Raw genomic sequence first — 24,650 nt, forward strand, 5'->3', positions numbered from 1 at the left:
GTGCGCGACGGTGACGAAGACCGTCTCGCCCGGCACCGTGACCTACGCCTACGGGGACGTCCCGACCGGTACCTCGCAGTGCACGATCGCGGTTACAGCCCCGTATTACACGACCCTGGACGGAACCGTCGCGACCCTCACACCGACGATCGATGGCAGCGGCTTCGCCTCCGCTACCGGAAGCCCCTCCACCCTCACCGTGACGGCTGCCAAGAGGGCCGGCATCGTCAAGAACGGCCCGGTGCAAGTCGGTACGGGGGCCCAGCTCAGATACCAGTTGAACATCCAATGCGGAGGGCCGGGGTCGCTCGGGACATCGGCCTACGCCTTCACCGACGCCCTCCCGGCGAACTTCACCTATCAGAGCTTCACGACCTCGCTCCGCGACGTCAACAACAACGACGTCGGCGGGACGCCGCCCGGGACCATCGCCTACGACGGGCCCACCCGCACCTTCTCCTACTCGGACCCGGGCGGCACGACCTGTCAGATCGGCTCCGCCCAGGGCTGGGACATCTATGTCACTGGAACGGCTTCGATCGCCGGCGTGCCCGACGCGCCGGGCGACGCCATCGTCAACACCGCGAGTGCGTCGTGGACGTACCTCGACGGAACGACCGGCAGCCAATCCTCCACGCGGACCACCTCGGTGGTGTCGCCGGTTCCCAACCCCTTTCTCGGCAAGGTCGGCAAGGGCCAGACTCTGCCGAGCGCAGGGTTCTACACCTTCAATGGAGGGACGTACCAATACACGTATCCCGGGGACTGGAACCGCAGCGGGCAGTCCGTCCAGTACCCGATCACTTTGACCACCGTGGGGACCAGCGCCGGAGTGGACTTCGCCGTCCAGGACCCGGTGCCGTGTCTGGCTGACTTCGCCGGTGGCGTGTACTCCTCCCAGCCGCCGGGCGGTCCCTTCTGCGCGGAACCGGCCTTCATCCCGACGGTGATCACCTCGAGCGGGTTCACCCCGGCCGTTTCCGACTCGATCACAGTCGTGCACACCGATGGCAGCACGTCGAGCATCCCGTTCACAGCGGGAACCGGCTGGGTGATCCCGACATCCCCGGCTGCGGCAGAAATCGACATCCCGCAGTTCCCTGAGGAGGGCAGCAACTCGGCCACGACGATGCAGTTCGTGGTCAAGGGCTACGCGGCGCCGACGGTGGCCACCACATCCCTGCTGACGAACACGGCCACGGCCGACGCCTTCGTGGCCGGCTCGAGCACGCCGCTGGCGCCGACCGAGAGGGCGAACGCGAGCGTCATGGTCGTCAGCGCCGCAGAGCCGTCCGGAACGGTGTTCGCTCCCGGGATCAACGGCGGCTACAACGGGACCGGGACGTGCACGGAGACCATCAACCCGTACAACAACCTCGAGATCGCGGCCGCTCCCTCGCAGCCGATCTACGTCGACTACCTCGCTCCGGCCGGAGCGACCGTCACGAGTGGCGTCACGCAATCGTGGAGCTTCACTCCCACCAACGGCACGGTGGGCTCGGTGCTCACCGCCCCGTCCCAGGCGGCGACTGTGACCCCCGACTTCAACGGCACCGGCCGAACGCTGTACGAATGGGTGATCCCGGCGAACATCGTCCCTCAGCCGGGCGACTACCTGCTCGGTGTCAGCAGCCACCTCCAGGTCGACCTGGGCGTCGGTTGCGCCGGCACGTACCAGAACGACATCACCGCCGGCTATGGCGTTCCGATCGCCGGGTGCGACAGCGGCACCAGCATCACTCCGCCGTCGAACCCGACGGCCGACTCCGACCTCGATTTCACTGGCGCGCCCCTGTCCGGCAATTACTGCGGCGGGTCCTTCCCGCTGACGGTCGCGCCCGTCAACCCCGCATTCTCGGTGGATAAGACGGTGCAAGGAAATCTGGATGCCGCACCGGTGCCAGCCGGCGGCATCGGGAATGTGAGCCCGACCAGCGGAACCGCCACGTACGACCTCACTTTCACCAACACGGGCCAGTCGGACCTGACCGATCCCGTGATCTACGACGTGCTGCCCGCCGTCGGCGATACCTTCGCGACCTCGGCGTCCCCACGCGGCTCGCAATTCGCCGTGACGCTCACCGGAGTCGGGACGGTGCCGTCGGGTGTGACGGTGTCGTATTCGACGGCGACGAACCCCTGCCGGCCGGAGGTGCTGGCCGTCAACCCGGGCTGTGTGAACGACTGGAGCACGACCCCACCCTCGCCGCTGTCCTCGGTCACGGCGCTGGAGTTCGCCTACGCCGGAACCATCGACGTCTCCGGAGGAGCCGGCCCCGACAGCTTCTCCATCCCGTACACGGTCTCGACCCCGACGACCACGCCAGGCAACGTCGCGTGGAACACCGTGGGCACGACGGCTCTCGCCGGCACGACCGCGATGACCCCGGCCGAGTCCTCACGCACCGGCCTGCAAGCGGACGACACCGCCCCGGTGATCGTGAAGACCGTCGCCTCCCCGGCCACACCGGTCAGCGCCGTCGGACAGCTGGTCACCTACAGCTTTGCGGTGACCAACACCACCGCGGTTCCCCTGACCGATGTCTTCGTGGATGACGCCCAGCTGGCGCCCGCGGGCGCGTTGACCTCGCCTCCGGCCTGCCAGGCTCTGAGCAGCCCCGCCGGCGCCTGCTCGGGCGCATCCACGACCCTGGCGCCGAACCAGACGGCCACCTTCACCGCAACCTATGCCGTGACCCAGGCCGACCTCGACCACGGCGAGATCCAGGATTCGGCCACCGCGACCGGAACGCCGCCCACCGGCGGGGCGATCACATCGCGGGCGTCGACGGCCACCGTGCCGGTCGACCAGACACCGGCAGTGACGCTTCTCAAGAGCGCAAGCACGACGAAGCTCGGGCTGGCCGGAGAGATCATCACCTACACCTTCGCGATCACCAACGCGGGCAATGTGACGCTCTCCGACATCACGGTGAGCGAGACGAGCTTCAGCGGCACGGGCGCGATTCCCGCAGCGGCCTGTCCGAGCCTGACGCTCGCACCCGCGGCCGCCGAGAGCTGCACAGCGACGTACATCGTGACCGAAGCCGACGTCGCCGCCGGGCTGACGAATACAGCGGTCGCCAGCGCATCGCCACCGGGCTCAACCACCCCGATCGACTCGAACGCCTCCACGGTCACGATTTCCGGCGCTCCTGCCGCGAGCCCCCTTCCGGCCGTCTCCGTTCAACCTCCGAGCGCCACCGTCCCGCCGGGCGGTCAGCTCGCCGACACTGGGATGGCCATCACGCCGCTCCTGTGGATTGCGGAAGTGCTTGTGCTCCTCGGCACCGCGCTCGTTGCCGTGGTCATCGCTCGCCGGAGGTTCCGACTGTGAGGAAAGGACGCAACCACGCCTGACCGGCGGTCGGCGCAGGCCCGTATCGACCGGGATCGCCGCCGGCTGAGGTCAGCGCAGGCGCACGATGGCGACATCTCCGGCGGGCAGGTTGCAGCCGAACTCGCCTCCGGTCACCAGATCGGTGCCGTCGAGTTCGACCTGCGCCTCGACCGTTCCGTGGTTGATGAGGAACGCATAGGAGGCCGCGTCCGTCTCCCGGACCGTCAGCTCGACGAACGGCGGAGCCTCGGCCACGAGGGGCTGGAGGTCGGAGACGCGGATGAGGTCGTCGGCGAGGGACTGCATCCCGAGGTCGTCCAGCCGGGTCGAGACGTACGTCGCCGTTCCGTCGCCCACCCGGCGCCGGGTGATGGCCGGCGCATCGTGCAGCGGGCCGTCGGCATACCGGGCGATGGCCACCGCGGTGGTCGTCTCGACGTGCTCCGACCAGTCGCGCGCCGTGAGCGGCGAGTGCGGCAGTCCTTCCACCCGCACCTCCTCGCCGGCGGGGAGCGGATACAGCTCGTCGACGCGCACGCCGAGGAGGTCGCGGAAGACGCCGGGATATCCGCCGAGGACCACCTGATCCCGCTCATCGACGATTCCCGAGAGGTAGGTGACGAGCACATGGCCGCCGGCGGACACGAAGCTCTGCAGCCGTTCGGCGAGCTCGGCACGCGCGAGGAACAGGTTCGGCACGACCACGACGCTGTACCCCGTGAGGTCGGACACGGAGGGGATGATGTCCACCCCGATGTGCCGCCGGCTGAACGCCCGGTGCAGCGCGAGTGGGACGTCGTGGAAGGTCAGAGCGTTCGACGGCTTCCGCGTGGATCCATACGCCCAGACGGCCTCCTGATCCCACAGCAGCGCGACGTCACCCGGGCGGACCCGGCTCCCGGCCACCTCGCCGATGCGACGAAGGATGCGGCCGAGCCTCCCGACGTCGGAGAAGGTCTTCGAGTCCACTCCGGCGTGCGGGATCATGCCCGAGTGGAACTGCTCGGCTCCTCCGACGGACTGCCGCCACTGGAAGAAGCACACGGCGTCGGCGCCATGGGCGACATGGGAGATGCTGTTGCGGATGAGCTCCCCCGGGACCTTCGCGGCGTTCGGGTGCTGCCAGTTGACGGCGCTGGTGGAGTGCTCCATCAGCATCCAGGGCGCCCCGCCGGCCACCCCTCTGGTGCGGTCGGCGCTGAAGGCGAGCTCCTCGTGGCTGTGCGGGTCGGAGACGATCGTGTAGTGGTCGTTGGAGACGACATCCACCTCCTCGGCCCAGCGCGCGTAGTCCTGCACGTTGCCGGTGCGCATGATCATGAAGTTCGTGGTGATCGGGATGGCCGGCGTGATGGCGCGCAGCACATCCCGCTCGGCGATCAGGTGCCCGAGGAGCGCGTCCGAGGTGAAGCGGTCCCAGTCGAGGAGGAGACCGGGGCTGTGGTGGGTGCGCGCGGTCCGCGGCGGCTCGACCTGCGCGAAATCCGCGACGGTGTGCCCCCAGAACGCGGTGACCCATGCCTCGTTGAGCGCTTCGACCTGCCCGTAACGGACGCGCAGCCACGCGCGGAACGCCTCCGCCGTCTCCGGGCCGAAGTCGTAGATGTTCTCGTTGCCGAGCTCGTTGCTCACGTGCCACATCGCGAGCGCCGGGTGATCGGCGAACGCGCGGGCGAGCCGGTCGACCATCCGCAGCGCGTACCGGCGGAAGGTCGCGCTGCTCGGCGCCCAGCCGAGCCGTCCGCCCTGTCCGGTGCGTACGCCGTCCGCGTTCACGGTCATCACCTCGGGATGCGCCTGGATAAGCCAGGCGGGCGGGGCCGCGGTGGGGGTGGCCAGGTTCACGGCCACGCCGTGGTCGTGGAGGATGTCCATCGACCGCTCGAGCCAGTCGAAGTCGAACTCGCCGTCCGCGCGCTCGAGGTTGCCCCACGCGAAGACGCCGAGCGAGACCAGGTTGACGCCGGCCTCGCGCATGAGCCGAGCATCCTCGAGCCAGACCTCCTCAGGCCACTGTTCGGGGTTGTAGTCGCCGCCGAAGAGGAAGCCCTCCGGGGGAACAGTGAACACGGTGCCCGGGCGGTCGGCGGCGTTGCTGGTGATGCGCATTCGAAGTCTTTCGCGGTGAGGAGTGGAGCGGTCAGCCCTTGAGGGAGCCGCTGATCAGGTCGAGCTTCCAGAAGCGCTGCAGGAACAGCATCAGCGCCACGAGCGGGATCGTGGACAGCAAGGCGCCCATGATCGCGAGCGTGTAGAGCGCCGGCTGGCCGGTGCCCTGATTCAGGAGGAGGTAGAGGCCGGTCGTCAGCGGGAACTTGCTGTCGTCGGAGAGCATGATGAACGGCAGGAGGAAGTTGTTCCAGATCCCGATGAACTGCAGCATGAAGACGGTGACGAGTCCCGGCATCAGTACGGGGAACGCCACCTGCCGGAAGATGCGGAACTCGCTGGCTCCGTCGATCCGCGCCGCCTCGATCATCTCGTCGGCGACCGCGCTCTGCGCGTAGATCCGCGCCAGGTAGATGCCGAAGGGGTTGATCAGCGTCGGCAGGAGTACTGACCAGTAGGTGTTGGCCAGCCCGACCTGCGAGATCAGCAGATACTGCGGGATGGCGAGCGTGATCTGCGGCAGCATCACGCCGGCGAGGATCATCGCGAAGACGAACTCCCGGCCGCGGAAGCGGTACTTCGCCAGCGCGTATCCGGCCGCTGCCGAGATGAGGGTCGAGATCGCCGCTCCACCGCCCGCGTAGAGCAGGCTGTTGCCGGCCCACTGCCAGAACTCGCCGTTGTTGTAGGCGGAGAGGTTCACGAGGTTGTCGATGAACCCCGTGCCGACGGCGAACGGCAGGCCGCCGAAGAGCTCGGCCCGGGACTTGGTGGACGCCACGATCACCCAGACGACGGGCACGAGGCAGTAGATGGCTCCGAGGAGCAGGATCAGGGTCGGGACGACCCGCGCACGCTGAGGGACGCGAACGGTCGGGACGGTGCTGCGGACAGCGGTGGTGGTCACGGTGGCCGTCACCTTTCTTCGCCGAAGGCCCGGCGCTGCAGGACCCTCAGAAGGACGAGGGAGACGATGAGGGTGCCGACGGCGAGGACCACCGAGGTGGCGGCCGCCCCGGCGACGTCGTCGCTTCCGAACGCGTCGCGGTACACCTTCATCAAGGGGAACCAGGTCGAGGAGATCGTGTTGGTCAGCGTCTTCAGTGTCTGCGGTTCGCCGTAGGCCTGGAGAGTGGCTATGAGCGAGAACAACGTGGTGAGCACGAGCGCCGGCGCCATCAGCGGGATCTTGATCTTCGCCGCGATCTGCCACTCGTTCGCCCCGTCGATCCTGGCGGCTTCGTAGACGTCGTTCGGGATGGAGCGGAGGGCCGTGTACATCACGATCATGTTGAAGCCGAGGCCGCCCCAGATCGCGATGTTCGCCAACGAGCCATAAAGGCCGGGAAGGCCGAGGAAGTCGATGCTCCCCCATCCCAGCGCCCGCGTGATCGAGCTGAACGGACTCGTGCTCGGCAGGTAGAGGAACCCCCACAGCAGCGTGGCGATGACGCCGGGGACCGCATAGGGCAGGAAGATCGCCGTCCGCGAGAACCGCCCGAAGCGGATGCGCGGAAGGTCGAGCAGCAGCGCCAGCAGGAGCGCGCCGCCGAGCGTGATCGGCACCGCGATCAGCCCGAAGAGCGCCAGGCGACCGAGGGAGGCCACGAGCTCGGGATCGGTCAGGGTGGCGATGTAGTTGTCGAGTCCGACGAACACCAGCTGGCGTTGGCCGAACGCGCCCCCGGCGACGACCTTCAACGAGGTCAGGCTGAGGTAGAGGGCGTAGCCGATCGGCAGGAGCAGGAAGAGGGTGAACAGCACCAGCGCCGGTGCCAGGAACACCCACGGCGCCATGCGCGGCCGAAGCCTGCGCCGGGATGCGGGCGGCGCACTCTGCCGCCGTTCGATGGGGCGGGTTCTCGTGATGGTGGACATGATGGGGACTCGATCCTTCGCACAACGGGCGGGGCGCCGGCCGCACCAGATCGGCCGGCGCCCCAGTGGGTGAATCGGCTCACTTCTCGACAGTGAAGCCGTTCTTCTTGAGGTCGGCGACCGTGCTGTCCTGCACCTTGTCGAGCGCGTCCGCGTAGGTCTTGCCGCTGCTCAGCGCCGACTGGAGGTCGTCCGAGAAGGCATCGAACGCGAGCTGCACATTCGGCCCCCAGGTCACCTTCGCGGTGTCCGACGAGACTTTCGCAGCCACGGTGTAGAAGTCCGCCTGCCCGGACACGAGCGAGGGGACCTTCGCCGAGGTCAGTGACTTCTGTCCGGCGATGGATGCGGGATAGATGTTGGCCACGGACGCCAGCAGACCCGAGCCCTCCGCGCCGCCGTTCAACCATTCGAGGAACTTCGTGGCCTGCTCGGCGTGCTGCGAGGACTTGGTCACGATGACGGCGGAGCCTCCCATGAACCCCACCTTCGCGTCGCCCGCCTTCCACTGCGGCAGGGGAGCGGCGGCCCACTTGCCCGCGGTGGTCGCCGCCGCGTTCTCGATGACGCCGGGCGCCCAGACGCCGGCCGACCAGGTGAGCATCTTGTCGTCGGAGACGAGCTTGTTCCACTCGGGGGTGAGGTAGGGCTTGTCGTACAGCACCTTCGCCTCCGCGAGCTTCTGCCAGTAGGCGCCGACCGCGACCGAGGCGGGGTCGTTGATGCCGACCTTCCACTTCTCGCCGTCGGCGGTCCACCAGTTGCCGCCGGCCTGCTGCACGTAGCCGGTGAAGGTCGCGGCGTCCTGCGGAAGCGTTCCGAGATAGACGGAGGGATCGGCGGCGTGCACCTTCTGCGCGTCGGCAGCGAACTCGTCCCAGGTCTTGGGCGCTGTGATGCCGTACTTCGCGAACAGGTCGGTGCGATAGAACATCATCAGAGGCCCGACGTCCTGCGGCACTCCGTAGACCGCTCCATTCAGCGAGGTGAGTCCCCAGGTCGCGTCCGTGAACTCGCCTCGGAAGCTCGCGACGTTCTTGGTGATGTCGCGCACCACCCCGCCGACCACCAGCGACGGCAGCTTCTGGTACTCCGCCTGGGCGAGGTCCGGTCCGTTCCCGGCCCGTTCCGCCGAGAGCAGCTTCGGCGGGAGGTCGCCCGCGCCCGCGGCTTCGGTGTACTTCACCTGGATGTCGGGATGCGACGCGTTCCACTTCCCGACGATCTGCTTCATGTTCGGCGCCCAGCCCCAATAGGTCAGGGTCACCTTGCTGTTTCCGTTGCCGGAGCCGGGTGCCGTGCATCCGGTCAGGGCGAGCGCCGCTGCCACCGCGATCGCGGCGAAGGCACCTACACGGGGCTTCTTCACTGTCATTACCTCCTCGTAATGCTGCGGTGCTGAACCGCAGTCAACGCCATCCGCCGGGTTGCGCCCGGCATCGGCGTGAATTCTCTTTACCGGTAAAGTAACCGGCAATCGACGATGCTAGAGGGCCGCGACCGCCCGTGTAAAGCGATTCGGCGATATTTGTTGCCTTCAGCTACAAAATGGCTGCAGGAGAGGCGATGGAGGCGCGCTCGATCAGCTCGATGCGGCCGACGTGCGTGGTCGGGGCCGGCGTGCGACCCTCGATCTCGTCGATCAGGGCCAAGAGGCGCCGGCGGCCCTGATCCACGAAGTCCAGGCGGACCGTCGACAGCGGAGGCCACATGAACTCCGCCTCGGGGATATCGTCGAACCCGACGACGCTCATCTCGCCCGGGATGGCGATCCCGCGTTCGTGCAGTGCACGCAGCGCTCCGAGGGCCATCTGGTCGTTGGCGACGAAGAGGGCGGTCGCCCCGAGCTCGAGCGGCCAGGCGAGTCCCGCTTCGTACCCGCTGCGCGCCGACCAGTCGCCGCGGCTGACAGGCAGTTCCGGCAGGCCCCGCGCGCTCACCATCCGCCGATAGGCGATCTCGCGGTTCTCGGCGGAGGCCCAGGCGGTCGGTCCGGCGATGTGGCCGATCCGTCGATGCCCGGCGCGGATGAGCGCATCCATCGCGATCGCCGCTCCCCGGCCATTGAGCGAGAGCGGTTCATCGGTGGGCGAGTCCAGGGCTTCCGACTCGAAGTACACCGGGATCGGGAACGCATCGGGGTGCACCCGGTCGTTCAGCACATCGCTCGGCCCGACGGCGAACATCCCGGCGAGGTCCTGATCGAGCAGGACCTTCAGGGCGGCGTCGATGGATGCGGGAGCGTTCTGTTCGACGGAGATGAAGTCGAGCACGTATCCCGACTCGCGAGCGGCGGCCGCCGCGCCCTCGACGATCTTCGCCGGCCCCGCCTCCCCCAGGTCGAACACCAGCGCGCCGATCCGGCGGGAGCTGTTCGTGGCAAGGGCCCGCGCCACCTGGTTCGGGCGGTAACCCAGCTCGACGGCCGCCGCCTCGATGCGGGCACCCGTCGCGGGGCTCACCCCCGAGAGCCCGCGGAGCTGGCGCGAGACGGCCTGGTGAGACACGCCGGCCAGCTTGGCGACGTCGTAGATCGTCGGCCGCCGCGGCCCGTGGCTCCGGGGTAAAACCATCCGTCCCCCTGGGGCGAGTCCGTTACCGATAATCCACGTCAAAGATACCGTGCGCCCGAGGGCCGAATGCGCCTGTTCGGAACGTGTGCGGCGGCGCGAGCAACCGCAGAGGTTCCGAGCTGCAGCACTCGCCATTCGGCCATCGGGGCCGGGGATTCGAAGGACATCGAGCGTCGAGTCTCCTTCGAATGGCAGCGCTGAAGGAGATTCGAACCCGATCCGTTCGAGTCTCCTCCCGCCTCACGGGTCGATCTCGGATGTGCCGGCCACACCGGCCTTTCGCTCGAGAAGCTCTTTCAGTTCGGCGATGTCGCGACGGAGCTCCTCGATGTGCTGGCGCGTGACGTTCTCCTGGCGGGCCTCGCGTGCACCGACGTTCTGCACCAGCCACGAGGAGAGGGCGGCGGCGACCGTGGCGATGATGCCGATCCCGCCGAGCATGAGTGCGACCGCGATGAGCCTGCCGGTGAGGGTGATCGGGACGATATCGCCGTACCCGACGGTGGTGATGGTGACGCAGGCCCACCAGAGGGCCTGCCCGAAGGTGTGGATTGGCGAGCTCGCGACGTTCTGTTCCACATCCAGAACCGCCAGAGCGGCCATGACGACGATCACGGTCCCGTAGCTTCCCACGTAGAGCAGGACCCGGCCGCGGAACGCGGACCCCGCGAACCTGTGGAACAGGCGGACCATCGCGAGGAGCCGGAGCAGACGAAGAGGCCGCAGCACCGGTAGGATCACGATGAAGAGGTCGAGCAGGTGTGTCCAGAACCAGCGCCAGCGGTGCGAAGCCAGGGAGAGGTTCACGACGTAGTCGATCGCGAACATGATCCAAGCCGCCCACATGACCGCTTCTTGCACCTGGTCTTTCGCGCTGGGGATGTCCCCGAGAACGCTCCAGGCGTACGCGATGAGGAAGGCGAGCGCTGCGAGGACGAGCGGCCATTCAGTGAGGCGCTGCCAGCGCTCCTGCGTGAGCTTCCGCGCGTGGTCACCGCGCAGGCTGGACACGTTCCGGTTCCTCGCTGGTCACGGAGCGATGGTAAGGCCCGCGGCGGACGCTAGCCCGGCAGCGCGCCGTACACCTCGTCGGTGACCGGCTCGAGCCATTCGTTGCTCACGTCGGCTCCCGGCGTGATGAAGGCGAGGTGCGAGAACCAGGAGCCCGCCTTCGCGCCGTGCCAGTGCTTCGTGCCGGCGCGGACGTGGATCGCCGTTCCCGGCTCCATGCTGACGGGATCCTGGCCCTCGGCCTGATACCAGCCGCTTCCGGCCGTGCACAGCAGGATCTGGTCGCCGGCCCCGCCGCTGCCGTGGTGGACGTGCCAGTTGTTGCGGCATCCCGGCTCGAAGGAGACGTTGATGACGGGGACGGCACCTCCGGCGATCGGGGCGAGGTAGCTCTGGCCGATGAAGTACTCGGCGTAGGCGTCGTTCTTCTCGCCGAGTGCGAAGGGCTGGTCGAAGTCGTCCGCGGTCATCTCTGTTCCTCTCGCGTCGCGCTCGTCGCGCTCGTCGGGCTTGTCGCGCTTGTCGTCGGCTCGCTGGCGGCCCAGGACGCGAGCAGCCGCATGGTGTCCTCGGAGGCCGAGCTGGGCTCGGCGGTGTAGATCGTCACGGTCAGACCGGGGTCGGCCTCCAGCTGCATTCCCTCGTAGGCGAGGGTCAGGTCTCCGACGACGGGATGGTGGAAGGACTTGAAGCCGGAGCCGTGATGGCGGACGTTGTGGGCGCCCCACCGGGTACGGAAGTCGGCGCTGCGGGTGGAGAGCTCCCCGATCAGGTCGTGCAGCTCTTTGTTGTGCCGGTCCCGGGTGGCCTCGGTGCGGAGGATCGCGACGGCGATGTCGGCGAAGCTCTCCCAGTCCGGGTAGAACTCGAGCGCACGCGGGTCCAGGAACATGTGCCGGGCGATGTTCGGACTCTGCCCCGGCACGTCGTAGAGCTCGGTGTAGAACGCACGCGCCAGTGCGTTCACCGCCAGCAGATCCATCCGTCCGTTGCGGACGAACGCGGGCCCGGCGGTCACCGCTTCGAGCGCCCACTGCAGTCCGGGATGCGGCTTCCAGCCGGTCGCGCTGCGCCGCTTCGGTGGGCGGGCGACCGGGCTCGCGGCGTGGGCGAGGTCGAACAGATGCGCCCGCTCGGCATCGTCGAGGAGGAGGGCTCTGGCGAGGCTGTCGAGCACCTGCGGGGATGCGCCGCTGATCGCGCCGCGCTCCAACCGCGTGTAGTACTCCACGCTCATCCCGGCGAGCGTTGCGACCTCGCTGCGGCGCAGGCCCGCCACGCGCCGGTTCGTGCCGGCAGGCAGGCCGACCTGCTCGGGTGTGACCCGGGCGCGACGGGTGGTGAGGAACTCCCGGACCTCCGCTGGATTGTCCATAACAGCATGTTAAGTTTCGCCGGCAGCCGGAGGGAGTCACCGCCAGTACCACCAATGATGCGGCCTCCCTGCCCGGCGAATCCCGTGATCTCCTTGGACTTGCCCACGACCAGCCGGAGATGGAGACTGCATGCCCGCCCTCATCATGGACGCCCCCGGAGAGACCCGCGTCTCCGGCCGTCTCCCGCTGCTGGTCTACGTGCTCGCCTCAGGCACGTTCCTGATGCTGACGACGGAGTTCGTGATCGCCGGGATCCTGCCGGAGGTGGCCGCCTCGCTGCAGACGTCGCTCGCGGACGCCGGGAGCCTGATCACGGTCTTCGCCGTCGGCATGATCATCGGCGCTCCGCTGATGACGCTGCTGACCCTGCGGCTGTCGAACCGGATCACCCTCATCCTCGCGCTGCTGGTCTTCGTGGCCGGACACGTCCTGGTGGCCCTCAGCTCGGACTTCACCGTGCTGCTGGCCGCCCGCTTCGTCACCGCCGTGGCCACCGGAGCGTTCTGGGCCGTGGCTGCGATCGTCGCCACGCGCGCCTCAGGCGCGGAATCGGGCGCGCGCGCCATGGGCGTGGTGGGCGCAGGCGGCGCGCTGGCGACGGTGCTCGGTGTCCCCCTCGGCGCCTTCATCGCCCAGGCGGCCGGGTGGCGCGGAACCTTCTGGGCGCTGGCCATCTCCGCTGCCGCGGTCGGCCTCCTGATCGCGTGGATCCTGCCCAAGGACTCCCCCGCACAGGGAAGCGGCCCGATCCGCTCCTCGCTGGATGGGCTGCGCTCCGGACGGCTCTGGCTGGCGCTTCTCGCCTGCCTCACCACCAGCGGCGGTGTTCTCGCGGCGTACTCCTACATCGCGCCGATCCTCACCGACCAGACCGGCCTCCCCGCGCGCTTCGTCCCGCTCGTCCTCACCGGATTCGGGATCGGCTCCTTCGCCGGCACGCTCCTCGGCGGGCGATTCGGCGACGCGCACCCGGGCCTCGTCACCATCCTCACCCCGGCCGTGTCCACGGTGCTCATCGCGCTCATCGCCGTGACGACCGCCGCCCCGGCGCCGATGGTGATCCTGGTCGTCCTCCTCGGGCTGTTCGGACTCAGCGCGAACGGGGTACTCATCCATCTCGCCGTCCATCACGCCGGCCCCGCCGCACCGATGGGATCCGCCCTCGCTGTCTCCGCCTTCAACGCCGGCACCGCGATCAGCACCCCGATCGCCGGGGCCACGCTCTCCACGTCGCTCGGCATCCACGGACCGTCCGTCATCGGCGCGATCATCATCGCGCTCACCCTGGTCCCGACGATCGCTCTCGCCGTCCGTCGCCGCAGGGACTCCCGCTTTACAGAGGGTCTTGTGTCCGGAATGCGGTGAGGCCGTCCTTCACCGTGCGAAGGAGGGCGATGGACGCGTCGAGATCCCGTGCGTCGGCGTGGGCGGCGTCAGCGACGACAGTGGCCCATTCGTGCCGCACGAGGTCGTAGTTGGTTCTGCCCAGATCCGTGAGGTGGATGACGACCGCGCGAGCATCGTCGACCCGACCGTGACGTTCGATCAGGTGCTTTCGCTCGAGACCGCGGAGAACGGTGGACAGGTTCGTGCGCTGCAAGCCGGTGGCAGCAGCGACTCGGCTCGGGGAGGCGTCGACAGCGTCGTGAAGGTATCGCATGACCATTCCCTCTGACGGGGAGAGCGCCACGGCTTCCTTGTTCGCATAGCCGCGGAACTGAATCTCTCTCGCGATGATCAGGATGAGGTCGGCCAACTCGGCCCAGTTCTCTTCCGTGTCGCTCGACTGAGCCCGCCCATGCGTTTCCACGACTCCACGCTAGCCCATTGCGGCCATCCAGTTATGTCGATAGCATCATCCTGATCTCATAATTATATTGTGATAAGTAAGGAAGGCGCTATGACCACGGAGTCGATCGAACTCAGCACTTCACGAGCATCGGCGAGCGCAACAGCTCGCGTCGGCGGCTTGCACCCCCTCGGCGTCTTGACGCTCCTGGTGGGCGCCTTCCTGCCGATCATGGACTTCTTCATCACCAACGTCGCCCTTCCCAGCATCGATGCGAGCTTGCACTCGACGCCCGCCTCGCTCGAGTTGGTGATCGCCGGATATGGCGTCGCCTACGCGTCATTGCTGGTCCTGGGTGGACGTCTCGGCGACCGTTTCGGCCGTCGCCGTCTTTTCCTCGCGTCGCTGATCGGGTTCGTGGTTGCCTCGCTGGCGTGCGGACTGGCGCCGACAGCGGGAGTACTGATTGGCGCGCGGGTCCTGCAGGGTGGATGCGCGGCGCTGCTGATCCCGCAGGTTCTGGCGACCTTCCACCACACCTTGGAGGGTGAACGGAAGTCTCGCGCCTTGGCCCTGTACGGCGCCACCTCCGGGATCGCCGCAGTCGTCGGTCAGCTGGTCGGCGGGCTGCTGGTCAGCGCGAACATCGCCGGTACCGGGTGGAGGCCGATCTTCCTGGTGAACGTCCCGATCGGACTGCTCGTGCTCCTGTGTGCCGCTCGCGTCGTACCGGCGACGAGATCGGCGCATCCACTCACCGTCGACGTCCCTGGCACGGTGCTCATCGCGGCCACTCTGACGGCATTGCTCGTTCCGCTCGCCGAGGGCGGAACCGTGGGTTGGCCCTGGTGGACCGGGGCGCTGATCGCTCTGGCCGTCGTGCTCGGCATCGCGACCTACGTCGTCGAGCGGCGGGCCGAGGCCGCTGGAAGGGTTCCCCTACTGCCTCCCTCGCTGCTGCGGCTGCCGTCGATGTCGCGCGGATTGCTGATGGTATTCGCCTTCAGTATCGGATTCGGTGCGTTCATGTTCGTGTTCTCCCTGACCGTCCAGAACGGCCTGCACCAGGATGCGCTGCACAGCGGCCTGGCGATTCTTCCGATGGCGTTGCTGTTCCTGGCGGGCTCCCTGGTGGCCCCGAAACTCATCACTCGTTTCGGGCGGGCGACCTTGACGGGCGGAGCCGTCGTTCAGCTGGCCGGGCTCGCGTCTCTCGTGGCGGTGCTCGCCTGGGGCTGGCCTCAGGTCAGCCTCTGGGGCATGGCGGCACCGCTTGCTCTGGTCGGTGCCGGGCAGTCGATGCTCTTCGCCGGGCTGTTCCGCAGTGTCCTCGCAGATGTCCCGACCCATCTCGGCGGAATCGGCAGCGGAGTCCTGATCACCGTGCAGCAGAGCGGGCTCGCGCTGGGTGTCGCGACGCTGGGGAGCCTCTACATCGCCCTCGCTCCGGCCAGCATCGTCACGGCCTTCTCCGTTGTGGAGTATGTGCAGATCGGCATCGTGGCACTCCTGGCCATCGGGGCGCGGATGCTGCCGCACTTCGCGCGATAGATCGGCTTTCGGCCGCAGCGAATAGGGTCGTTAGGCCCTATTCGACACCCGGCTCGGGCTGACTAGGCTCCCGAATATGGAGCCTTCACCTGGAGACCGGTTCTCTCCCGCCCCGGACATCGGAGCCGGAGGCTCTCACAAGAGCTTCCGGGACGAACTCGACAGCCGGCATTACACGGTGGTCGATGAGGACTGGGCAGGTGGGGTGCCCGCGCAGTACGGAGTCGCACCGCGAGTACGCGTCGGAACCAGCAAATGGTTCAATCTTCTCTGGCTGATCCCGATCGGCGTTCTGCTGCTGATCGTCGGCATCGCCGTTGCCAAGGGCATCCGGGAGATTCCCGCCGTACAGGACTTCATGCAGCGGTTCCCGGGGATGTCCGAACTGCCGGCGGATGCTCCGGTCGGCCTTCCTGCGTGGCTGGGCTGGCAACACTTCCTCAACCTGTTCTTCATGGTCTTCATCATTCGCTCAGGAGTGACGATCCTGTCCGATCACCCCAGGCTCTACTGGACCAGGCACTCGACGCCCGGCAAGGACTGGTTCCGCATGCAGAAGCCCGTGCCGACGGACCCGCTCTATACGGCCAAGGCAGACTCCATCACGCTGCCCAACGGCGTCGGCCTCCCCGGCCGGCGGCATTCCATCGGGCTTGCGCGATGGTGGCACCTCGGAATCGACACTCTCTGGCTGCTCAACGGAATCGTCTTCTATGTCCTGATCTTCACGACCGGGCAGTGGCTACGCCTGGTCCCACTGCACTGGGACGTCATCCCCAACGCCATCTCGGTCGCGATCCAGTACCTCTCGCTCGACTGGCCGACAGAGTCAGGCTGGTCGAACTACAACAGCTTGCAGCTGATCGCCTACTTCGTCACCGTGTTCATCGCCGCCCCTGCCGCGCTCATCACCGGGCTCGGGATGTCGCCGGCGCTCTCGACCCGCTTCCGGGCGATCAGCTCGATCTTCAGCATCCAGGTCGCCCGATCGTTGCACTTCCTGGTGCTGTGCTGGTTCGTGATCTTCATCGTGGTGCACGTGGCATTGGTGCTCACCACCGGAGCGCTGCGCAACCTCAACCACATGTATGCCTCGCAGGACACCGAGTCCTGGCTGGGGTTCTGGATCTTCGCGGCGTCGATGGTCGTGGTCATCGTGGCATGGGTCGCCGCCACGCCATTCACCTACCGGCATCCGCGCGTTGTGCAGAAGGTCGGCTTCGCACTGATCGGGCCCGCGCAGCGGCTCTTCGAGCACATCGATTCGAAACCCGGGCGATACACCGACAAGGACATCTCGCCCTACTTCTGGCACAACGGCAAGTACCCGGAGACCGACGAGTACAAGAAACTCGAAGCGGGCGACTTCACCGACTACCGGCTCGTGGTGAGCGGGCTCGTTGAGAACCCGACCGAGTTCAGCCTCGATCAGTTGCGCGGCCTTCCGTACCACGAGCAGATCACGCAGCATTTCTGCATCCAGGGGTGGTCGGGCGTTGCGAAATGGGGTGGCGTCTCCATGGCGACCATCCTCGACGTGGTGCGACCGAAGCCTGAGGCGAAGTGGGCGATCTTCTACTCGTTCGCGGCCGGGCCGGACGGTGGGATCTATTACGACGCCCAGCCCATCGAGCAGATGCGGTACGCATTGACGATGCTCGCCTACGACATGAACGGTGCAGCGGTATCGTTCGGTCACGGCGCCCCCCTGCGTCTCCGGAACGAGACACAACTCGGCTTCAAGATGGTCAAGTGGATCAAGGGCATCGAGTTCGTGGAGGACTTCGCCGAACTCGGAGGAGGCCTCGGCGGGTACAACAACGACCACGAGTTCTTCGGCTACCGGCAATCCATCTAGTGCACGCGCCCGAGTCCGATCAAGGCTGAGGTGAATCTGCGATGTACGAGTCGAGCTCCGCTCGGCTCGGCGGGTTCGCACCGGCCCGTGAGCAGGTGATGGCCGCAGCGGCAGCGGCTCTCGTCATGACAGTGGCCAATTCGTCCCGAGACAGCGCGTCCAGGGCGGACCGGCCAGTCGGGCCGCGGACTCCCAACAGCTGCAGCTCGCTGAGGAGCGCCGCCATATAGGAATCTCCCGCGCCGATCGTGTCGAGGACTTCGACACGATCGGACGCCGAACTCAGCCGGATTCCCGACGCCGTCCCGGCAAGAGCGTTGTCACTGCCGCGCGTTATGACCATCAGACCGACGCCCGCCCGGATCCACTGCTCGAGCACGTCCCCGAGCGAGCTGTCCGGGTACAGCCACCGCAGATCCTCGTCGCTGGCCTTCACAACATCGCTCACCGAAGCGAACTGCTCGGCCTCATACCGTGTCGCTGCCCGGTCGGCCAGGATCGACGGTCGGCAGTTGGGATCGTAGCTGATGACAGATCGGCCGGCTCGGGCCATCACCTCGCGCAGCACCTGGCTGCCACCGGGAGGAAAATGCGCTCCGAGGGACCCCGTATGGACTATTCCGGCAGTCCTCAAGGCCGCCCGGCTGTGGAGCCGGTCCAGCCTGAGATCCCACGTGATGTCGAATCGGTAGTCGGCTGAACCGTCACGCTTCACGGTGGCATGAGCTCGGCTCGTCCGCTCTCCTGGCTCGTTGATCACGGTGAGAGTCTCACGCCCAAGACAGTCGACGATCATCTCACCGTCGGCGTCTTCACCGATCTGAGTGGCGAAGGTGACCTCGTGACCCAGCCGGGAGAGTCCGACGGCCACATTCATCGGGCTTCCGCCGGACGAGGACCGGGTGTTTTCACCGTCGGCGACGACGCGATCGATAAGCGATTCGCCGATAACGAGAATGCTCAATCGTCAACTCCTAGCTGCTCTTCAGTGGCGGGGTGACCGTCGCCAGATGTTTCGCGGTCACGGCCGGACGATCGCTTTGATGCGCGTGCCGGTCGGGTCAGGGTTCAAGGCTTGTTCCACCTCATCGAGGCTGAAATGACCGGTGACCATGCCGTCCAGATCGATGAGGCCTGTGGCAGCCATTTCGATACCGGTCGGCCAGGTGTTCGCGTAACGGAAGATGCCCTTGATCACGAGCTCGCGGTCCTGCACGAGACTCAGCGGCAGGCTGATGGATTCCCCGCCCATTCCGACCAGGATGGCAGAACCGCCCGGCTTGGTTCCCGCGATTCCGGAACTGATGGCGGACTGGGCTCCTGAGCAGTCGATGAAGGCGTCGACGGCGATGTCGGCGAGGTCGTCCGTCAGCGGATCGACGACGTGGGTCGCACCGAAGCGAAGCGCTGCATCGCGCCGGAATTCGGAGACATCGGAGACGATGATCTCGGTCAGTCCTGTCGCGCGTGCCACCTGCGCGGCCATGATCCCCACGGGTCCAGCGCCCGCGATGAACACGCTGCCCCCGGGTTGCACAGCCGCCTGTCTCAGTGCCCAGATCCCGACCGAAAGGGGCTCGATCAAACCGCCGGCGTCATCAGAGACGTTGTCGGGAAGCTCATAGACGAAATCGACCGGATGCGCGATGTATTCGGCGAATGCACCGTGGACGGGCGGAGTGGCGAAGAACACCATGTTGGGGCACAGGTTGTACTTGCCCGCCCGGCAGTAGCTGCAGGTGCCGTCGGGAACTCCTGGCTCGATCGCAACCCGTTTGCCGACCCAGGATTGAGATACGCCGGCGCCGACGTCTTCGACGACTCCCGCCGCCTCGTGGCCGAGGATCATCGGTTCCCGGACGACGTGGTGTCCGATCGCGCCGTGATGGTAATAGTGCATGTCCGATCCGCACACTCCGACGGAGGAGATCCTTATCAGGACTTGTCCGTGCCGGGGTGCCGGCTTCGCGATCGTCTCCACGCCGATTCGACCTTGCCCGTACAGGAAACTTGCGCGCATCGTAGGGTCGGTGATCATGTGTTCGTGCCTTTCGGTGTGCGGGAGGTTCACTTGACTGCGCCCAGCGACAGGCCCTGAACGAGCTTGTCCTGCGCGGCGAACCCGGCGATGAGTACGGGAAGGGAGATCGCCACCGACGCAGCGCACACCTTCGCCAGGAAGAGACCCTCACTGGTGACGAAGCTGGTGAGGAAAACCGGTGCGGTGCCGGCCGAGACGCTGGTCAGCGCGTTCGCGAAAAGCAGCTCGTTCCAGCTGAAGATGAAGCAGATGAGAGCTGTTGCCGCTAGCCCTGGCGACGAAAGCGGGATGATGATCTTCACGAACTTGAAGAAGAATCCTGCACCGTCGATGGAGGCGGCCTCGAGGATCTCGACGGGGATCTCACTTAGGAACGACCTCATCATCCACACCGCGATCGGCAGGTTCGCGGAGGTGTACAACACGATGAGGAGAAGGTTCGTATCCAAGAGTCCCGCAGCCTTCGCGATCAGGTAGATCGGGAGCAGCCCGGCGACGACGGGGAGCATCTTGGTGGAGAGGAAGAAGAAGAGAACGTCCGACCACTTGCGAACCGGCCGAATGGAAAGCGCGTAGGCGGCAGGCGTTGCGAGTATCAGTACGAACACTGTCGATCCGATGCTCGCGATAGCGGAGTTCTCGAGATAGGGGATCGGGCTGGCGCCCGTGCTGGCTCCGAAGAATTCCGCGTATGCGGACAGCGTCAATGGTGCGAAAAGCGAAGGCGGATTCGTCGCTGCATCCGTCTCGCTATGCAGCGACGTGAGGACCATCCACGCGATCGGTGCGAAAGAGATCAAGGCGATGACCCAGGCGAGAACGCCGAGACCGGCTTTCCGGAATCGTCCACGCGGCTCGGGACGGCCGTCAAGCGCACTGGCCTGCCGAGAGCGGGAGCGGAGTGCGATAGTCATCGCTTTTCCTCCTTGAGCAGTGTTGAGACGGTTCGAAGTGCGAACGTTGCGATCGCGATCGACGCGATGACGACGATGACCCCGGATGCGGAAGCTCCTCCGTAGTCGTGTCCGAGGAAGAACTGCTGGTAGATCGTGTACGGAAGGTTCGCCGTGCCCAGGCTGCCGGTGGTGATGGTGAAGACAGCGTCGAAATTCTGGACGATATAGATCGATCCGAGCAGAGCCGCTAGCTCGAGGTAGCGGCGCATGTGCGGCAGGGTCATGAATCGGAAGATCTGCCACTCGTTGGCGCCGTCGATCCGGGCCGCCTCGATGATGTCGAGCGGGCGACCCTGCAGACCGGCAAGGAGGATCAGCATCATGAACGGGGTCCACTGCCAGATGAGCTCAGCGTTCACTGTCCCGAGTGGCATCGATGAGATCCAGTCCGGCTGGGGCGCCTGCACCCCGAAGAGATTCCCCATCCAGGCGAGGACACCGTTGAACAGCCCATACGTCGGGTTGTAGAGAGCGTGCTTCCAGACCAGTGCGGACGCGACGGGGACGATGAGGAAAGGTGCGATAAGGAGCGTTCTGACGAAACCGCGTCCCCAGAAGTAGCGGTCGAGGAGCAACGCGATCCCCAGCCCAAGAACAAGGCTGGTCAGCACGACGACCACCGTTATTTCGACCGTGGTCAGCATGGCGCTTCGGAGAGCCGGGTCGGTGAAGACGCTGACGTAGTTGGAGAACCAGGCGAAGTGAACGTCTTGCGGGTAGAGCGCGTTCCAGTTGAAGAAGGAGATGATCAACGTCAGAACGAAGGGGATCTGTGTCACGACGACCATGAACGCCAGCGCCGGAAGAAGTGGCGCGCGCCGTGCCCACCCTTCGGCTTTCGTGATCGTCCGTTTCTTGAGAGTGGTCGAGCCCCGCGGGAGCGATGGCGGTGCCGACCTGCCAACGCTTGGCAGGCTGTCGGTCGAAGTGGTCACGATTCTTTCCTTGCCTTGAATCCGGATTCGGGTGGCGGCAGGATGCGGCCGCCACCCGAAGCGGCGGATTACTTCTTGTTCTTGTACTTGTCGCCGACGGCTTGAGCGAGCGCCTGCCCGTCGTTCAGTGCCTGGTCGACGGATTCTTTGCCGGCGATCGCGGAACTCACGCCCTGAGACACCTGGGTGGCCATGTCTGCGAACTCGGGGATGGCCACGAACTGGATTCCGGGTGCGGGCCGCGGCTGGACACCGGGGTTCTCAGGGTCAGCGCTGGAGATGGCGTCCTGCGTCTGCTTGTAGAAGGCCGCAGCGGACTTCTGGTACTCCGGAATGTCGTTGGTCGAGATCCGCTTGCCTGCGGGAACCTTCGCCCAGCCGAGCTGCTGTCCGACCGTCTTCTCGTAGTCCTTGCTCGAGGCCCACTCGATGAACTTGTCGGCGGCCGCAGTGTGCTTCGAGGCCTTCTCGATCCCCCACGACCATGCCCAGAGCCAGCCGGAACTCTTCGTCTTGTCCACTGGTGCCGGCGCGTACCCGATCTTTCCGGCGACCGGCGACCCGGGCGCTTCCAGCGAGCCCGCCGCAGAGGTGGCGTCGTACCACATCGCGACTTTGCCTTGGGAGAGGTCGTTGAGGCATTCGGTGAATCCGGACTGTGACGCGCCGGGTTCACCATGAGCCTTGACCAGGTTCACGTAGAAGTTGACCGCATCCTTGAACGCCGGAGCGTTGACTCCCGCCGTCCAGTTCTTCTCGAACCAGGTTCCTCCGAAGGTGTTGACGACGCTGGTCAGCGGTGCGAATACCTGGCCCCACCCGACTTCACCTCGGAGGCAAATGCCCTTCATGCCGGCCTGGGCACCGTCCGCTTTGGCGGCAAGGTCCGCGACCTGTTGCCAGGTCGGCTTTGCCGGCATGGTGAGCCCGAGCTGGGCGAAGACATCCTTGCGGTACATCAAGAAGGAGGACTCACCGTAGAACGGCTCCGCGTAGACGTGCCCATCGGAGCTCAGTGCCTTCGTGAAAGCCGGGAAGACATCCTCCTGGTCGAAGGAAGAAGAACGGGCGATCGAGTCGAGCGGCGCCAGCCAGCCGTTCTTGGCGTACGTCGGCTCTTCGTACGGGCTGATGGATGCGACGTCGTACTGACCTGCTTGGGCAGCGAACTCGGTGGCGATCTTCGCGCGTGCGTCGTTCTCTGGCAGAGAGGTGTAGTTGACCTTGATCCCGGTCTTCTTTGTGAAGTAGGTGTCGGTGAGCTTTTGCAGGTCCAGCATCTGGGGGTTGTTCACCATCAGGACGTTGACGACATCGCCGCCATTGGCGCCGTTCGACGCTCCGGCTCCGGTGCATCCCGTCAAGGCCACGGCGAATACCGACAATCCGGCTGCCGCGATGATTCGTTTCTTGAATCGCATTCGATCACTCCTTTGTAATGTGCTGGTGGTGCGCAGTGCTGACGCTGCGCAAGGTGCGATGCTCGGGCTCATCGGGAAGGTGGGGGATTCGATGGCGCGGGGTCGTCGCATCGAGCTGCGTTTGCGAGTGCGTTAGCTGAGATTAGGGTGATGATTCGAGACACCACTAGCGCGAATGGCATTGATTTCCGATACTAATTTTCCGGATGCCAGCCGCACGGGAGATTCCGCGGCCAAGTGACCGCTCCCATTCAGAGGCCACCTGACGGGGGCTCAACTCGGTGAGTGACGACTATTCGGCTCCAGCGTTTGCCGGATGAGAATCAACGGAGTATTACTTATCGAGTGAAAACTTCTCCCCGTTCACAGCCGCTGCCCTCCTTGTCTCCGGCCGAGCGCTCCTGGGCCCAGCAGGCGGACAGGGAAGTGATCCGGCCGGACGAGGGATACAGCGTCCGGTGGGCGGAACACAGCTACCCCGCCGACATCGCGCGCTGGAACTACCATCCCGAATACGAACTGCACCTCATCCGCAAGAGCGAAGGCAGGTTCATCGTCGGCGACACCGTCGGGCTCTTCTCGCCGGGCCAAGTCACTCTGGTCGGCCCCGGAATCCCCCACGACTGGATCAGCTTCCTCGAACCCGGCGAAGTCGTGGTCAACCGAGATGCACTGATCCAGTTCGACGGCGAATGGCTCGCCAATTGCTCGTCGTTGATGCCAGAACTCGATGACCTCGCACCGCTTCTCGAGCACGCGCGGCGAGGCGTCGTCTTCCACGGCCAGACCGCAGCGACGCTGGCTACGGCCATCGATTCCATGGGAAGCCTCAGCGGAATCGACAGGCTCCTCGCGCTGATCGGAGTCTTCCGTACGCTTGCGAGGGCACCGGAGATCGACGTCGAAGGCCTCGAATCGAATTACACCCGCCACGACGCCGACCTTCGCTCCACAGCAACGGTCGACCTCGCCGTCGACTACATCTTCAAGAACCTGACCGGCTACGTCAGCATGGCTGAAGCCGCCCGGCTGGCGAACATGTCCGAGTCGACTTTCTCCAAGTACTTCAAGCGGGCCAGCGGTATGACCTTCACCGAAATGGTCGCAAAGCTTCGCATCTCTCACGCCTGCCGCCTGCTGGAAACCACCGACGAACCGATCTCGTCCATCTCCGAATCCGTCGGTTTCACGAACCTCTCGAACTTCAACCGTCAGTTCCGGCGCGTGACCGGCTCCACTCCACGAGAGCACCGGCGAACCTCCCCGCGTCGCAGGGTTCGCGTCCCGCCGCAACTGTCCTACCCCGGAATCGCATCCTGACCATGGCCGGAACCACCATCGCCATCGCCATCGCAGGGCGGACGGTGACCGGCTCGCTCGAGCAGAGCGCCACTGCCCGGGCACTGGTTGCCCAGCTCCCGCTCGCTCTCTCATTCCGCGATTTCGGTGGACAGGAGAAGATCGCCGACCTCCCCGCCGCGCTGCCCATCGACGGCATGCCCTCCGGCAGCGCCGCCGAACCGGGAACCATCGGGTACTACGTGCCCGACCGGGCGCTGGTGCTGTACTACGAGCACGTCGGCTATTACACCGGGATCATCCCGATCGGAACATTCGACGACGTGGCCAGGATCCGGGATCAGGGCGACCACTTCGCAGCGCTGATCTCAATGATGTGACGACGGGAACCTGCAAGCCCAGCTAGAGGGCAGTTCGCCCCCTCCAGAGTCGGAACATCCGAACTATGAGGTGGCCTTGGCCCGGTTTGGGCCCCACGTGGCCAGGTTGACGTCGATTGACAGGCTAGACATC

The 24,650-nt window shown here is 66.1% G+C and carries 20 protein-coding genes; 6 read left to right on the forward strand and 14 right to left on the reverse strand.

Going from position 1 to position 24,650, the window contains the following annotated elements; genetic code table 11:
• A partial coding sequence (locus ACPYOG_RS09160) for a DUF7507 domain-containing protein (protein WP_481293926.1) occupies positions 1-3,337 on the forward strand: 3,337 nt, incomplete at its 5' end.
• 72 nt (positions 3,338-3,409) lie between these two features.
• Here ACPYOG_RS09160 and ACPYOG_RS09165 read toward each other — a convergent pair.
• The 8 genes from ACPYOG_RS09165 to ACPYOG_RS09200 form a co-directional block, all read right to left on the reverse strand.
• Positions 3,410-5,449: a beta-galactosidase gene (locus ACPYOG_RS09165; protein WP_481293927.1), complete on the reverse strand. Its 2,040-nt coding sequence runs from the start codon at positions 5,447-5,449 to the stop codon at positions 3,410-3,412.
• Between the two features lie 31 nt (positions 5,450-5,480).
• On the reverse strand, positions 5,481-6,356 hold the full coding sequence (locus ACPYOG_RS09170) for a carbohydrate ABC transporter permease (protein WP_481293928.1): 876 nt from the start codon (positions 6,354-6,356) through the stop codon (positions 5,481-5,483).
• Positions 6,357-6,364: 8 nt separating this feature from the next.
• Complete coding sequence (locus ACPYOG_RS09175) at positions 6,365-7,327, reverse strand: carbohydrate ABC transporter permease (protein WP_481293929.1); 963 nt, start codon at positions 7,325-7,327, stop codon at positions 6,365-6,367.
• A gap of 79 nt (positions 7,328-7,406) precedes the next feature.
• The gene (locus ACPYOG_RS09180; RefSeq protein WP_481293930.1) at positions 7,407-8,702 is read right to left on the reverse strand and encodes an ABC transporter substrate-binding protein; all 1,296 of its coding nucleotides are present in this window, start codon (positions 8,700-8,702) and stop codon (positions 7,407-7,409) included.
• Positions 8,703-8,868: 166 nt separating this feature from the next.
• Entirely contained in the window at positions 8,869-9,900 is a 1,032-nt protein-coding gene (locus tag ACPYOG_RS09185; protein WP_481293931.1) for a LacI family DNA-binding transcriptional regulator, read from the reverse strand.
• Between the two features lie 240 nt (positions 9,901-10,140).
• On the reverse strand, positions 10,141-10,911 hold the full coding sequence (locus ACPYOG_RS09190) for a potassium channel family protein (protein WP_481293932.1): 771 nt from the start codon (positions 10,909-10,911) through the stop codon (positions 10,141-10,143).
• Positions 10,912-10,961: 50 nt separating this feature from the next.
• Positions 10,962-11,381 (reverse strand): cupin domain-containing protein, encoded by a 420-nt coding sequence (locus ACPYOG_RS09195; protein WP_481293933.1) that lies wholly within the window; start codon positions 11,379-11,381, stop codon positions 10,962-10,964.
• Complete coding sequence (locus tag ACPYOG_RS09200) at positions 11,378-12,286, reverse strand: helix-turn-helix transcriptional regulator (RefSeq protein WP_481293934.1); 909 nt, start codon at positions 12,284-12,286, stop codon at positions 11,378-11,380. Before ACPYOG_RS09200 ends, ACPYOG_RS09195 begins: the two co-directional genes overlap by 4 nt.
• A gap of 130 nt (positions 12,287-12,416) precedes the next feature.
• Between ACPYOG_RS09200 and ACPYOG_RS09205 the strand changes: the two genes are divergently transcribed.
• Positions 12,417-13,652 (forward strand): MFS transporter, encoded by a 1,236-nt coding sequence (locus tag ACPYOG_RS09205; protein WP_481293935.1) that lies wholly within the window; start codon positions 12,417-12,419, stop codon positions 13,650-13,652.
• On the opposite strand, the gene ACPYOG_RS09210 is transcribed toward ACPYOG_RS09205, so the two are convergent.
• Complete coding sequence (locus ACPYOG_RS09210; RefSeq protein WP_481293936.1) at positions 13,621-14,097, reverse strand: MarR family winged helix-turn-helix transcriptional regulator; 477 nt, start codon at positions 14,095-14,097, stop codon at positions 13,621-13,623. The two genes, ACPYOG_RS09205 and ACPYOG_RS09210, sit on opposite strands and share 32 nt — an antisense overlap.
• Positions 14,098-14,187: 90 nt before the next feature.
• Between ACPYOG_RS09210 and ACPYOG_RS09215 the strand changes: the two genes are divergently transcribed.
• Both ACPYOG_RS09215 and ACPYOG_RS09220 read left to right on the forward strand, forming a co-directional pair.
• Complete coding sequence (locus ACPYOG_RS09215; RefSeq protein WP_481293937.1) at positions 14,188-15,627, forward strand: MFS transporter; 1,440 nt, start codon at positions 14,188-14,190, stop codon at positions 15,625-15,627.
• A 76-nt stretch (positions 15,628-15,703) separates the two neighbouring features.
• Complete coding sequence (locus tag ACPYOG_RS09220; RefSeq protein ID WP_481293938.1) at positions 15,704-17,485, forward strand: molybdopterin-dependent oxidoreductase; 1,782 nt, start codon at positions 15,704-15,706, stop codon at positions 17,483-17,485.
• Positions 17,486-17,504: 19 nt separating this feature from the next.
• Here ACPYOG_RS09220 and ACPYOG_RS09225 read toward each other — a convergent pair whose 3' ends face one another.
• The 5 genes from ACPYOG_RS09225 to ACPYOG_RS09245 form a co-directional block, all read right to left on the reverse strand.
• Positions 17,505-18,449 carry a PfkB family carbohydrate kinase gene (locus ACPYOG_RS09225; protein WP_481293939.1) on the reverse strand — a complete coding sequence of 315 codons (945 nt, stop codon included), beginning with the start codon at positions 18,447-18,449 and terminating at the stop codon, positions 17,505-17,507.
• 57 nt (positions 18,450-18,506) lie between these two features.
• Positions 18,507-19,523 (reverse strand): NAD(P)-dependent alcohol dehydrogenase, encoded by a 1,017-nt coding sequence (locus tag ACPYOG_RS09230; protein WP_481293940.1) that lies wholly within the window; start codon positions 19,521-19,523, stop codon positions 18,507-18,509.
• Positions 19,524-19,552: 29 nt separating this feature from the next.
• Complete coding sequence (locus tag ACPYOG_RS09235) at positions 19,553-20,440, reverse strand: carbohydrate ABC transporter permease (protein WP_481293941.1); 888 nt, start codon at positions 20,438-20,440, stop codon at positions 19,553-19,555.
• A complete protein-coding gene (locus ACPYOG_RS09240) occupies positions 20,437-21,417 on the reverse strand; it encodes a carbohydrate ABC transporter permease (RefSeq protein WP_481293942.1) in 981 nt (326 codons plus the stop codon). Before ACPYOG_RS09240 ends, ACPYOG_RS09235 begins: the two co-directional genes overlap by 4 nt.
• 68 nt (positions 21,418-21,485) lie before the next feature.
• Positions 21,486-22,838 carry an ABC transporter substrate-binding protein gene (locus ACPYOG_RS09245; protein WP_481293943.1) on the reverse strand — a complete coding sequence of 451 codons (1,353 nt, stop codon included), beginning with the start codon at positions 22,836-22,838 and terminating at the stop codon, positions 21,486-21,488.
• A 285-nt stretch (positions 22,839-23,123) separates the two neighbouring features.
• Here ACPYOG_RS09245 and ACPYOG_RS09250 point away from each other — a divergent pair, with 285 nt between their 5' ends.
• Positions 23,124-24,158: an AraC family transcriptional regulator gene (locus ACPYOG_RS09250; protein WP_481293944.1), complete on the forward strand. Its 1,035-nt coding sequence runs from the start codon at positions 23,124-23,126 to the stop codon at positions 24,156-24,158.
• Positions 24,159-24,160: 2 nt separating this feature from the next.
• Positions 24,161-24,517 (forward strand): cyclophilin-like fold protein, encoded by a 357-nt coding sequence (locus ACPYOG_RS09255; RefSeq protein WP_481293945.1) that lies wholly within the window; start codon positions 24,161-24,163, stop codon positions 24,515-24,517.
• The last annotated feature ends 133 nt before the right edge of the window (positions 24,518-24,650 follow it).

The sequence above is a fragment of the Leifsonia sp. HAY1-4F genome (genome assembly GCF_056755275.1).